The 11,539-nt window shown below is 30.4% G+C and carries 14 protein-coding genes; 6 read left to right on the top strand and 8 right to left on the bottom strand.

Going from position 1 to position 11,539, the window contains the following annotated elements:
• Positions 1–177 precede the first annotated feature (177 nt).
• Together AB8B90_RS03695 and AB8B90_RS03690 are read right to left on the bottom strand one after the other, a co-directional pair.
• Positions 178–1,104: an alpha/beta hydrolase gene (locus AB8B90_RS03695; RefSeq protein WP_405333753.1), complete on the bottom strand. Its 927-nt coding sequence runs from the start codon at positions 1,102–1,104 to the stop codon at positions 178–180.
• A gap of 367 nt (positions 1,105–1,471) precedes the next feature.
• Positions 1,472–2,077, bottom strand: coding sequence for an alpha-ketoglutarate-dependent dioxygenase AlkB family protein (locus AB8B90_RS03690; protein WP_405333751.1), 606 nt, complete (start codon positions 2,075–2,077; stop codon positions 1,472–1,474).
• Between the two features lie 33 nt (positions 2,078–2,110).
• Here AB8B90_RS03690 and AB8B90_RS03685 point away from each other — a divergent pair, with 33 nt between their 5' ends.
• Complete coding sequence (locus AB8B90_RS03685) at positions 2,111–2,791, top strand: M15 family metallopeptidase (RefSeq protein WP_405333749.1); 681 nt, start codon at positions 2,111–2,113, stop codon at positions 2,789–2,791.
• A gap of 12 nt (positions 2,792–2,803) precedes the next feature.
• Here the strand turns inward: AB8B90_RS03685 and AB8B90_RS03680 are convergent, their stop codons facing one another.
• The 4 genes from AB8B90_RS03680 to AB8B90_RS03665 form a co-directional block, all read right to left on the bottom strand.
• Positions 2,804–3,157 carry a MauE/DoxX family redox-associated membrane protein gene (locus AB8B90_RS03680; protein WP_405333747.1) on the bottom strand — a complete coding sequence of 118 codons (354 nt, stop codon included), beginning with the start codon at positions 3,155–3,157 and terminating at the stop codon, positions 2,804–2,806.
• The gene (locus tag AB8B90_RS03675; protein WP_405333746.1) at positions 3,150–4,136 is read right to left on the bottom strand and encodes a hypothetical protein; all 987 of its coding nucleotides are present in this window, start codon (positions 4,134–4,136) and stop codon (positions 3,150–3,152) included. Before AB8B90_RS03675 ends, AB8B90_RS03680 begins: the two co-directional genes overlap by 8 nt.
• Positions 4,120–5,907: a DUF885 domain-containing protein gene (locus AB8B90_RS03670; protein WP_405333744.1), complete on the bottom strand. Its 1,788-nt coding sequence runs from the start codon at positions 5,905–5,907 to the stop codon at positions 4,120–4,122. The genes AB8B90_RS03675 and AB8B90_RS03670 overlap by 17 nt, the downstream gene beginning before the upstream one ends.
• 119 nt (positions 5,908–6,026) lie before the next feature.
• Positions 6,027–6,368, bottom strand: coding sequence for a DUF6249 domain-containing protein (locus tag AB8B90_RS03665; protein WP_405333742.1), 342 nt, complete (start codon positions 6,366–6,368; stop codon positions 6,027–6,029).
• Between the two features lie 138 nt (positions 6,369–6,506).
• Between AB8B90_RS03665 and AB8B90_RS03660 the strand changes: the two genes are divergently transcribed.
• Together AB8B90_RS03660 and AB8B90_RS03655 are read left to right on the top strand one after the other, a co-directional pair.
• Positions 6,507–7,094 carry an RNA polymerase sigma factor gene (locus tag AB8B90_RS03660; RefSeq protein WP_405333740.1) on the top strand — a complete coding sequence of 196 codons (588 nt, stop codon included), beginning with the start codon at positions 6,507–6,509 and terminating at the stop codon, positions 7,092–7,094.
• Entirely contained in the window at positions 7,075–7,485 is a 411-nt protein-coding gene (locus tag AB8B90_RS03655; RefSeq protein ID WP_405333738.1) for a hypothetical protein, read from the top strand. Before AB8B90_RS03660 ends, AB8B90_RS03655 begins: the two co-directional genes overlap by 20 nt.
• A 2-nt stretch (positions 7,486–7,487) precedes the next feature.
• Here AB8B90_RS03655 and AB8B90_RS03650 read toward each other — a convergent pair whose 3' ends face one another.
• On the bottom strand, positions 7,488–8,804 hold the full coding sequence (locus tag AB8B90_RS03650) for a hypothetical protein (RefSeq protein ID WP_405333736.1): 1,317 nt from the start codon (positions 8,802–8,804) through the stop codon (positions 7,488–7,490).
• A 110-nt stretch (positions 8,805–8,914) separates the two neighbouring features.
• Here AB8B90_RS03650 and AB8B90_RS03645 point away from each other — a divergent pair, with 110 nt between their 5' ends.
• The 3 genes from AB8B90_RS03645 to AB8B90_RS03635 are packed head-to-tail and all read left to right on the top strand — an operon-like array spanning position 8,915 to position 11,103.
• Positions 8,915–9,460, top strand: a complete 546-nt coding sequence (locus tag AB8B90_RS03645) for an RNA polymerase sigma factor (RefSeq protein WP_405333734.1) — start codon at positions 8,915–8,917, stop codon at positions 9,458–9,460.
• Positions 9,444–9,962: a hypothetical protein gene (locus AB8B90_RS03640; RefSeq protein ID WP_405333732.1), complete on the top strand. Its 519-nt coding sequence runs from the start codon at positions 9,444–9,446 to the stop codon at positions 9,960–9,962. The genes AB8B90_RS03645 and AB8B90_RS03640 overlap by 17 nt, the downstream gene beginning before the upstream one ends.
• Positions 9,946–11,103: a hypothetical protein gene (locus AB8B90_RS03635; RefSeq protein WP_405333730.1), complete on the top strand. Its 1,158-nt coding sequence runs from the start codon at positions 9,946–9,948 to the stop codon at positions 11,101–11,103. Before AB8B90_RS03640 ends, AB8B90_RS03635 begins: the two co-directional genes overlap by 17 nt.
• 8 nt (positions 11,104–11,111) lie before the next feature.
• Here AB8B90_RS03635 and AB8B90_RS03630 read toward each other — a convergent pair whose 3' ends face one another.
• Entirely contained in the window at positions 11,112–11,498 is a 387-nt protein-coding gene (locus AB8B90_RS03630) for a DUF2306 domain-containing protein (RefSeq protein ID WP_405333728.1), read from the bottom strand.
• Positions 11,499–11,539: the final 41 nt, after the last annotated feature.

Below are 11,539 nucleotides of genomic sequence, written 5' to 3'. Positions count from 1 at the left end.
TTAAGTTTGGCACACCCTTTGCACTATGTGTATTGTAAGTGATTATGAAGATCTTAAACGAGGAGTGATTACCTCAAATAAAGGAGTAAGCATTTACATTTGGTTGGTTAGTTAGTAAAAAAGCATCTCAGTCTTGAGATGCTTTTTTAATTTTAAGACACTACGAATTTTAAATTATTAGCTTTTAATAAATGCAGTTATAGCTTGTATAAGTTCATTAGATATAGCTCTGTATGACTCATTATACGATTTTGAATTCTCTAATTCTTTTCCTTCAATAATAAACATCACGTGATTCATATTATCAATTATTTTTATCTCAGCATTAGAAGAGGCGTTTTTTAAAAGCTCGGCTTCCGAAACAGGCACTTGTAAATCCTTTGTGCCGTTTACTATAAGTGTTGGAATTTTTAATTCTTTTATAAGTTCCTGAGGATTGTATTTCATCCAACTCATCATAAAAGGCTGAACATCTGAACTAAAAATCGAGCCTAATGCTTGAGGGTATTCTGTTATAATGGTTCCTTTTTTGAGTTTTTCAAACGCTTTTTTAGTACTTTTTACAAGGGCAGGATCCATTTGTGTGATTTGATCTATGATAACGCTATCTATTGATTTACCTGAACCAGCAATAGATATAAATTGATTAATATCATTTTTGGAAGCTACCAGACCAACTAAACTCCCTTGCCCGTGACCAATAATAACAATTTTTGAATATTTATTTTGAGACTTGAAATGTGAAACAATAGTATTTACATCAGAAATAAAATCATCAAACGAAATATTTGGATCGACTTTTCCTTTCCTTATTTGTTTAACAATACGTTTATCATATCGAAAAGTAGAGATGTTTTCATTTGAAAGTCCTTCAGCTAATTTCTTTAATGCGCCATTATTCTGAAAGTTTTGATTACCATCTCTATCAGTCGGTCCAGAATCAGCAACAATGATTGCTAAAATAAAACTATTATTATTTGTAGGGGTTAACAATGTACCATCTATATGATCGTTAATTGATATATCTTCAGAAGAAAATTTTAATTCTTGACTAAAACCTACTGTAGTAAATAAAAGGAATAGGTAACTAATTAATTGTTTCATTTAATAAGAGTAGTGTTAAAACGAAATCAAAAATACGTAAAAAAGTATTCTATTTAATCTAACGATTTTATTCTTAAATTATTTGAAGCGTTATTTTTTTAACAATTCTTAGTGTGTATTTCATCGGTGAAATGCATGTTTTCATCTATAAATGTTAAAATTAAGTGTATTTCATCGATTATTTATGTATTTTAACTTGTAAATTGAAATACTGTTCTATATTTGAAGTGTACTAAAATTTAGTTTTTAGTTCAATGGATTAATTAATTAATATTTGCTTATGTGCTGAGTTAGTGACCCTAAATCTACCACATAAATAAAACGCAAATTAGGAAAACCGAGATTGAGGGATCTCGGTTTTTTCTTTTTATAGAGTTTGTATCGTTCTGAACGTTAAATTAATTCGCTCTCCAATCTCCTTTTTTGTCTTTGCAATTTGATGTAACCAATAGTGTTGCATTGTGCCTTTCATTATTAATAGGCTTCCATGTTGTAATGCTATTTTATATCGTTCTGATTTTACTGTACGATGCTTAAAATGGAATGGTCTTGTTTCGCCTAAACTTAATGATGCTATAATTGGGTTTTTTCCTAATTCTTTTTCATTATCCGCATGCCAGCCATTACTATCATTTCCGTCTCTATAATAGTTTAATAGTACTGTTGTAAATTGATGCTGTGCTTCATTTTCAATGTGCTGTTTAATATCTAATAATTCTGGAGTAAAAGGTTTGGGTGTCATTGTAATATTAGAGTAGGAGTAGTTTAAGTTGTTTTCTGAAAAGAGCGCAGTTAGTCTTGGCTGTTTGTAGGTTTTTCCATATACTATTATGTTGTCTTGTTGCCAATCTGTATTTACTTTTAAATGTTTAAAATAGAAGTTTGACATTTCTTTACTTAGGAAGTTCGGAATGTAAATCAACTCTGCATTTGGCAATATTAAAACCGTTTTTTCTTCAGAAAATAAGTCCATCACTATTTTTTTATCTAAATTAGCCTATCTCATATGAAACTCAAAATTACATTCATATCATTTATTTTATTTCTAGCTGCTTTTACAGCTCAAGAATCATTAGGACTTCCAGAAGGGTTTGTGTATGCAAAAAATGAAATTCCAGATTTAAACGTAGAGCTGCGTTATTTTACAACGAATAATTTTGTTGGTGATACAATAGATGGCTACAGAGCAAATAAGTTGATTCTTACAAAGGAAACTGTTGAAGCACTTATAAATGTTCAACACGATTTACAGCAGCAGAATTTATGTTTAAAAGTTTATGATGGTTACAGACCACAACGTGCTGTGAATCATTTTATGCGTTGGGCTAAAGATTTGAATGATACCATAAATAAAGAACAATTTTATCCTGATATAGAGAAGCGCTTTTTATTTCGTGAAGAGTATATTGCTACACGTTCTGGACATAGCAGAGGAAGTACTTTAGATTTAACTATTATCGATGGTATTACTAATGAGCCATTAGATATGGGAAGTCCGTATGATTTTTTTGGAAAAGAATCTTGGGTAAATCATAGTGATTTAACAAAAGAGCAGAAGGAAAACCGACAATTATTGCAATCTGTAATGTTGAAACATAATTTTAGGAATTATGCAAAAGAGTGGTGGCACTTTACGTTAAGATGGGAGCCTTTTCCTAAAACGTATTTTGATTTTGAGATACAATAGTTAAATTACAGTTTAATAGTACCACCATGCCCAATACATCAATCCAAATTGTAATGGAATTCTCAAAATAAGAACCCATTTAGGGAGACCAGCACTTGCTTTTTTATTAGAGAGCATGTAAAAATGAACCAACAAAAACACAGTAAGCATTGCTATAATTCCATAAACGGCAAAGGTTTTTAATTTTGGAATGCAAAGCGCTAACCCTAAACCAATTTCGGCGATTCCACTAGCATAAACTAAAAATTTATGATTTGGTAAATAGCGTGGCATGATTCTCAAATAAACTTTAGGTTTTATAAAATGCATTAGTCCAGCTAAAATTAGCATTAGAGGCAACACATAAAACTGCCAGCTACTATTCATCTTTGTAAATGTTATAAGAAATTCCAACCCCATAATTGTTAAGGTTAGTTCGTAACAAACTTGATTCTATACCATTTCCTTTTTTAAATTGAACCCAATTGTTACCGTTAATGAACACACGTTTAATATAAGTTCGATAACTATCAATTTCATCTGTAAAAGGCAGTAAAGGCCTAAAATTGGTTGGGATTTTTACGGTTCCTGATTTGCCTTTAATCTCTTTATATTTTTTGTTTGGCAATAGTTTTCCTTTTGTATCTGTATAACCTAATACTTGAAGTGATACAAAAAAACCGTTTTCAGGAAAGATGATATCATGCTCTGAAACATCAAGTTGAAACTCATCTCCATTTTTTTCAGTAGCTCTAAAAACGATATTACTATACACCAAAGGCTCTCCAGGATAACCATCATCGTTTGCATAAAATTTTACTTTAAACAAAGTAGAAAAAGCTCTTTTGTCAGCATTACTACGTTTCCGTTTTTTCCAATCACGTGACTCTAAAGTAATAGGAAATAAAACTGAAGTTATTTTTTTTAACTTATCATCTTCATTGGCGAAAAATACAGCAATCTCACTTTCAATGGTTGGAAGCCAACATTTGTAATAATCATCATCTAGATAAGGTTTTAGCGTTTCTTTTTTAAACTTTTTATTAATAGTTGTCCTTATAACTATTTCATCTAGTGTATTTGTTTCAGTATCTAAAAAAATAGTTTTTGGAAGATTTACAGTAGCGATCGATTTATCTTTAAACCCTAATGCAGAAATGAAAAGCGAATCGACATCAGGATATAATTTTTTAGTAAAAATAAAATCTCCTTCGTCATCAGCAAAAATACCTTGCCCATCTCCAAAAGAAATAGTAGCATAAGAAACAGGATACTTTGTTTCATTGCTAAGTACTTTTGTTTGAGCAAATCCACTAACAACAATACATATGAGTACTCCTGTGAGATATTTATTTAACTGATGCAATCCAATTATCTATTTTTGTTTCTAGTAAAGCTAACGGCATACAACCTGATTCTAAGACTTGATTGTGGAACTTTGCAAGTTCAAAATCATCTCCTAATGCTTTTTCTGCTTTCACACGTAATTCTAATATTTTAAGTTGACCAATCTTGTAGGATAATGCTTGTCCAGGATTTGCCATGTAACGCTCGATTTCTGAGGTAATACTTGCTTCACTTTCAGCCTCATTTTCCAGTGAATATTTAATCGCTCTTTCACGAGACCAACCTTTTGTATGTATACCTGTATCAACAACTAAACGAATAGCGCGATGCATTTCCATGCTTAGCATTCCAAAGTATAAGTAAGGATTTTTATACAAACCTAGTTCCTTTCCTAGTGACTCACAATATAGAGCCCAGCCTTCTCCATAAGCACTATACCAAAGAGTTTTCCTGAAATCTGGAAGACTAGTGTTTTCTTGTTGTAATGAAATTTGATAGTGATGTCCTGGAATGGCTTCATGTAAAAATAGAGCTTCATCAGAAAAGATATTGTATTTTGTTGCATCTGGAATTGGAGTATAAAAAATCCCAGGTCTTGATCCATCTATAGCTCCAGGATTGTATTCGGCACTTGCTGAAGCCTCACGAAAAGCTTCAGTACGTCTAACTTCAAACGCTGTTTCTGGCTTTAAATCAAATAATTTTTCAATTTGAGGTTTCATTATATCATGAATCTTATTGAAGTTTTCAATAACTTCTTCAGGCCTTTTAAAAGGCATTAGGTCTTTATTTGTTCTTACAAAATCAAAAAATGAAATGATATCACCTTCATAACCTACTTCTTGTTTAATAGTTTCCATTTCTGTTAAAATACGAGCTACTTCTCTTAATCCTAAATTATGAATTTCGTCAGCAGTCATATTTGTCGTTGTGTATTTTTTAATTTGATGCTTGTAGTAATCTTTTCCATTCGGAATGTCTGATACTCCACTAGTTGTTCGACCAGCTTTTAAATAAGTCGTGCTCATAAAATCGTATAGTTTTTTATAAGCAGGCGCTATGTCATTTTTAATTCTTGAAGCGAAAGCATTGGTGATTTTTTCTTTGTCCTCATCAGAGAAACTATCGGGAAGACTTTTTACTGGGTTATAAAATAGATGCGCTTTCACATCAGTTGTTGTCAAAGCTTTTAATTGCGGCAGTACTTTAACAATCAAAGATTTTGGTAAAACATGACCAGCATCAATACCTTGTTTCATTTTTTCTTCAGCAGAATTCATCCATTGTAGGTAACCATCTATACGCTCTATCCAATTTTTATAGTCTTTCATTGTTTTAAAAGGCTGAGAGCTAGATCCACTAGCTAATTGTCCAATAGTTAATTGTAGAGTCCACATCTGGTTAATTGGAGTATAATCTTCGTTGTATTTAAAACCATCAAGATTTATGTCACATTCCCAATTTAAAATTTGCTTGCTTAATTGTTGGTTTGAAGTGAGAGTGGCATCATCAAATGAATTAATATTAGATTTATAATTTTGATAGTAATCTTTTAATTCTTTTGCGTAATTATCAGACAGGAAATTTGGTAATTGTGCATTGTATCTGTTATCTCCAGCAGCAGTTGCGTTTAATGGATTAAGTTTTAATCCATCTTCGTAGTAAGCTCTTAAAACAGTTTCAAATTCTGCATTTGTTTCCACAGTCATTTCAGTTTCAATAGTCTTTTCATCTTTTTTACATGCGGAAATGCTTAAAGTGATTGCAATAAGAATTAATAGTTTTTTCATTTTTATAATGTCATTTTCAAATTTAAAAAGCTAAAGGTACACAATCTTAGACTTAATAAAAGCAAAAAAACTGCTATTGATTAAATAGCAGTTTTAAAAGTTGGTTGATAGGTGTTGTCTTATTCTTTATCTAAGTTTTTAGTCATATTAAAGCCTAAGAATAAACCTAATCCAGCCATAAAGAAAATTGTTGCTGGATATACAGCTTCTTCGTTTAAACTTGTATAGTTATCTAAAAGTGAAGCTATAAATACACCTACACCAATACCCATTAATAGTAAGGCTAGATTAAGTATGAGTACTTTCCAGATTGGTGCCGTTTGCTGTTTCCCTTTCATGAAAATTGAAGCGTCTGCACCTTTTTCAATAAGCGCCAAACGCTCTTTGTTTCTTGTTGAAAAATACAAGTAGAATACTCCAAAAATTGAACCGAATATGATTCCCATAATTATAACTTCCATAATGTTGTTTTTTAATTGATTAAATTTATTTGTTCTGAGCTTATGACGACACCTATTCCATTTTGGTTACACATTTTAAAAAAAAAGTTTTTCAATATACTGTAACCATTTAAATAATTATGTCGTCTCACTTTAAAAATGACCACCAACGATAAAATACTCATCAATCAAATTGTTGAAGGCGATACTAATTCATTTGCGATATTAGTAGATCGTTACAAAGACTTGGTGTTTACTTTAACATTAAGAATGCTCAAGAATAGAGAAGAGGCAGAGGAAGTCGCTCAGGATACATTTATTAAGGCTTATAAGTCATTAGATCGTTTTAAGGGTGATTCTAAATTTTCAACATGGATTTATAGAGTAGCTTATAACAGTTGTTTAGACCGAATAAAAAAAAATAAAAAGCATTTAAATAATGTTGAAATAAATGAGTTTACAGAACATCAAGTGATCAGTATCGATAATGCTTTAGATAAAATGGAAGTTGAAGAGCAAAAAGAAGCAATCCAAAGATGTATAGGTAAATTATCGAGTGAAGATAGTTTCTTACTAACGTTATATTATTTTGATGACTTATCTTTAGATGAAATTTCAAAGATTATTGGTATTACAACAAATTCTATAAAGGTGAAATTATTTAGATGTCGAAAAAAATTAGCAGCTATATTAAAATCGCAATTAGATTCAGAATTAATTGATTATTATGAAAGAGAACGCAGATAAACATTTAGACGATTTATCAAGAAAAATAATTGGTAAATCAACAGTTGAAAGTCCGTCGTTTGAGTTTACCCAAACGATAATGTCTAAAATAAGTGCTTTAGGAACCACTAAAGCGACCACCTATGTACCTCTAATTTCAAAAAAAATGTGGTTACTAATAAGTATAGGTATGTTTTCTGTAGTTGGCTATGTTCTCTTTGGCGCTTCAAATAATAACAGTAAGTGGCTAGATTACTTGAATCTCAATAATTATATTAATTTTTCCGTCATGGATATATTTTCAGATTTTAACGTATCGAAGACAATGTTTTACATCGCGCTACTTTTTGGAATTATGTTCGCAATTCAAATACCAATTTTAAAACATCAATTAAATAAGCGTTTAGAATAGGGTCAATCTTTAAAATACCAGAACGGTATTCTGCAAACAGCATGTCTTACTGTGTCTCCTTTTTTAATGCGTTTACGCAAAACTTTTAAGAGGTGTTTGCCTTCTTCTAAGTCTTTAATGCTTACAAATGTTTCAAGACCTAGATTTTCTTTTTTACTTTCTGTGAGAATAAATTCAGAATCATAATCTGTTGAGTCAATCCTAACTGTATAGACATGATTTAAAGTTTCCATATAATCTTTACGTTTTGTTCTTTCGGGTGAATCATAGTCATTTATGATTATAATGTTACTCTGTAAACCTCGTTTATCTTTTTCTGGTTCTAAATCGGGATTAAACCTAAAAATATTGTTTTCAACATGATCAGTAAACTCCATGAAAATATTTATATAGGGTTCCGTAATCACCTTAGAAGAAATGGCAAATTCATCTATAGTTACATTATCCTCTTTAACTAAATCTATATAGTTTCTTCTATTTGCTGTTAATTCTGAAGAAAAGTCTGCTCGATCAAAATAATTAGAAGGTTTGTAATTAAATGAGGTCATAATCAGAATCGCAAAATAAATAGGAACCAATACGAAACTTAAACGCTTCCCAAATTTATTATCAAGAAAATTATAGACCAATGGTCGATACAAAAAGGAAAGGGTTATAAAACTGAATACCCAATAAATTGGGAAATAGATTTTTGATGTCCATTTTTTCTTCTTTAGCCAACCTTGCGTAATAAAATCAATGAAAGTAAAAATCGTTCCAAAAACAATAAATAATATGAGTGCAACACCTAATATTGTTCGAGCTGTTTCAGGTAAATTATCATTATCAATTATGTAATTAGCGATCAAGGCTATAGACAAGATTGTAAACGTCAAGGCCAAGACATAAAAAATCAATAGATATGAAATGGCAAACATTACACTGCAATAATTCTCTAAAGTAGCCACATATTTATCAAAGGATCCTACTTTTTTCTTAAGGTATTTAGTGAATTTTTCACTGTAATTTAATGCATCATAATCTATGTCTCCAGAGACATAACGTAGACCTAAAGCTCCGATCCATAGACCACGAAGCACCACATGAAGCAGTAAATTAAAAATAAGTATTGCACATGAAATAAGAGCTATCACTAATACTATAAACTTAACTAACTGTTGTTTTGATTGGGCTAAGTTAGCTGCATCGCTAATTGGTTCAACCGCAGTAAATAGACCAAAAATGGCGAACCCAGAAATAATTAATTCTAATTGCCAACTCTCCTCTTGAAGTCTTTGTAGTAATTTTTTAAATGCAGGATTGTTATAATCTGAACTCATAAAAGTTGGATTTGTGATTAAAGATAATCACTTTTTGAAAAAAAAATCAAGAAATTTGAAACCCTAAATATTTTATTTCGTTATTGATAATGAAAGCTAACCAAATTTAAATGTCAAAAACACATCATATTTTAATTTCAAGATGCCAAAAGCAAGATGAAAAAGCGATGATGCAAGTTTATGATTTATACTGTAATGCTATGTTTAATGTGGCTTGTAGATATTTAAATGACGAGGATGCAAAAGATGCTATGCAAGATGGGTTTTTGAAAGCTTTTATCAACATTAACAGTTATGCATTCAATTTTACGTTTGGAGCTTGGTTAAAGCGAATCATAATCAATACTTGTTTAGATGTTTTAAAGAAACGAAAGCTTGAGTTTTCCAATATTGAAGTTGAAGATGTACAGATTTTGGATGACACAAATTGGTCTTTCGATTCAACTATTACCAAAGAAGAAATCGTAGTCGCTATTAACAAACTCAACCCAAAATATAAGGTTGTAATCAATTTATATTTAGTTGAAGGTTATGATCATGAGGAGATTTCACAAATTTTAGAGATTCCTATAAAAACCTCTAGAACCCATTTAAGGCGTGGAAAACTACAATTACAAGATTTACTAAAAGATAAATACCATGACGCAAGATATTAGAGATTTATTTAAAGAGGAAGATAGACTTGAGAAGCAATTGCCAGAAGGTCATAGAGACGAGTTTTATGAAAAACTCAAGGCTTCAAAACCCAAGCTACTAGTGTCGTGGCTATTGGTGAAAATTGCTGCAGTTATAATTATAGCATTAACGATTGGGTTTTTAGTTGTTCCATCAAACTTAAACACAGTGAAAGAATCTCCTATTGTGGCTCAAATTGAAACGATTGAAGCAGAGTATTTAGCAAATATTGAAACAGAATGGCAGAGTTTTATTGCTATTGCTAATGATGAGTTTTTGATAGAACGCTTCAGAAAAAAATTAAATGAATTAGATGCTGATTATAAAGCGATTTCAGCAGAATTTAAAACGGATACCAATAATATTCTAGTGATAGAAGCCTTAGTGGATAATCTTCAAACACGTCTTCGAATATTAAAAGACATTCAAAAACATATCAAAGTATTAAATCAAAAAACCGAATCTCATGACAGTACTATCTAGAATTTTTATATTGTTACTCATCACAACATGGCAAGTTAAGGCTCAAGTTAAAGAGATTTATAAAGAAAGTTTTGATGTTGAAAATTTAATGGACTTAAACTTAGATTTAGAAGGTGTTCATGTTGTAATTGTGCCTTCTGAAGATACTAAAATTCATTTTGATTATTCTGTTGAGTTTGAAAACTATTCAAAAAAAGACATGAATAAAATCTTAGAAGGAATAGAAGCGTCTGCACAATTAAACCCTAATCAAATAGATATTAAAGCTCATAGTGTTAACACTTTAAGTGATGTTTCGTTTAGTGTTGAAACACTATTTGGAATTACTTTTGAAGGCGATTATATTAGTTTTAAAGAGCCAACATCAATTAATTTCAGAAAAGGAAAACAATACTTTATGGCTATTAATAGTAGTTCTAGAACTAAAAGTTTAAAGGAATATTTAAAAAACTTACGAGAGGTAGATGGAAAAGGTAAAAAGATAAAGATTAGCACAAAAAACGTTAAGATATTAACGACTAATTTCATTATTAAATTACCTCAAAATCTCAATTTAAATATTAAAGCAACAAATTCTAATATGAGATTTAATCTAGATTTGGAAAGTCGATTAAGTGTTACAGCAAGAAATACAAGTTTTAAATTTCAAAATATTACTAATTCTTTAAATAGTTTTGACATTGTGAATGGTAATTTTAGAAGTAATTCATTGCGTGGAGGTTCGTATAAATTTGACCATGTTGATGATGTGCAAGTTGCCGAACTTCAAGATGTGATCTTAAATAATGAATTTACAACAACCAAAATTGGTGAGATTGGTAATAATGTTGAAATAATAGATTTTAACAGTAAGTTTTGGGTTCATAATTTTTCAAACGGGTTTACTAATTTTAAAATGGATACAGTGTATTCTGAAATCAATCTATTTTTTCCAGAAGACATGGATTATTATATTGAAACATTCGGACATAATACGGTTCATTATTATGGTGATATCATCACTGAAATTGCTCCAAGTCGTGAAAACCAATCTTCAAAAATGATGGTTATTGGAAAAGATACAAGTCCAAATAAAATATTGATTAATACAACGCATGGTATTATTAGGTTTGGTGAAGATTTTATTGATACATCAAACTAAGAATTATATCATCCAAAAAATACGTCATGTAAATAACGACCTGGAGTAAATGTAAATGCACCAGCTATAATAATTGCACCAAAATAGAGTAAGATCATTTTTCGTTTATGTGATTTTACATTTCCTTTCTTAATAGCTAAATAAGCTGTAGGTACTGTCCATAGTGTAAGAAAACTAAAAAGATGAATCCATCCAAAGTGATTAAAGATACTCCCACCAACAGCAGCAGGCATAAACAGGGTTACAATAGCAGTAAATAACATTAGCACCATGTAGATTCTGCCAAATTGCTTGTGAATAGTTGTTCCTTTTTTTATGATTAAAAGTAAACCACCAATAAATACACAAGGAATTATAGTGTATAAATGTAAAAACATTAAAAATTCGTAAGTCATATTTACTGTTTTAAGGTTTCTAAATATAACTAAAAGACACT

Origin of the sequence: Psychroserpens sp., from assembly GCF_045105015.1 — a bacterium.
Classification (GTDB): domain Bacteria; phylum Bacteroidota; class Bacteroidia; order Flavobacteriales; family Flavobacteriaceae; genus Psychroserpens.
Note: the sequence above shows the minus strand (reverse complement) of the source record. Positions and strands in the feature narration are given on the sequence as shown.

Excerpts from the sequence above, each read along its gene's own strand:
- AB8B90_RS03660 (WP_405333740.1), top strand. The coding sequence starts at position 6,507 with ATGACCACCAACGATAAAATACTCATCAATCAAATTGTTGAAGGCGAT.
- AB8B90_RS03645 (WP_405333734.1), top strand. The coding sequence starts at position 8,915 with ATGTCAAAAACACATCATATTTTAATTTCAAGATGCCAAAAGCAAGAT.
- AB8B90_RS03640 (WP_405333732.1), top strand. The coding sequence starts at position 9,444 with ATGACGCAAGATATTAGAGATTTATTTAAAGAGGAAGATAGACTTGAG.
- AB8B90_RS03650 (WP_405333736.1), bottom strand. The coding sequence starts at position 8,804 with ATGAGTTCAGATTATAACAATCCTGCATTTAAAAAATTACTACAAAGA.
- AB8B90_RS03635 (WP_405333730.1), top strand. The coding sequence starts at position 9,946 with ATGACAGTACTATCTAGAATTTTTATATTGTTACTCATCACAACATGG.
- AB8B90_RS03680 (WP_405333747.1), bottom strand. The coding sequence starts at position 3,157 with ATGAATAGTAGCTGGCAGTTTTATGTGTTGCCTCTAATGCTAATTTTA.
- AB8B90_RS03665 (WP_405333742.1), bottom strand. The coding sequence starts at position 6,368 with ATGGAAGTTATAATTATGGGAATCATATTCGGTTCAATTTTTGGAGTA.
- AB8B90_RS03630 (WP_405333728.1), bottom strand. The coding sequence starts at position 11,498 with ATGACTTACGAATTTTTAATGTTTTTACATTTATACACTATAATTCCT.
- AB8B90_RS03685 (WP_405333749.1), top strand. The coding sequence starts at position 2,111 with ATGAAACTCAAAATTACATTCATATCATTTATTTTATTTCTAGCTGCT.
- AB8B90_RS03695 (WP_405333753.1), bottom strand. The coding sequence starts at position 1,104 with ATGAAACAATTAATTAGTTACCTATTCCTTTTATTTACTACAGTAGGT.
- AB8B90_RS03670 (WP_405333744.1), bottom strand. The coding sequence starts at position 5,907 with ATGAAAAAACTATTAATTCTTATTGCAATCACTTTAAGCATTTCCGCA.
- AB8B90_RS03655 (WP_405333738.1), top strand. The coding sequence starts at position 7,075 with ATGAAAGAGAACGCAGATAAACATTTAGACGATTTATCAAGAAAAATA.
- AB8B90_RS03690 (WP_405333751.1), bottom strand. The coding sequence starts at position 2,077 with ATGGACTTATTTTCTGAAGAAAAAACGGTTTTAATATTGCCAAATGCA.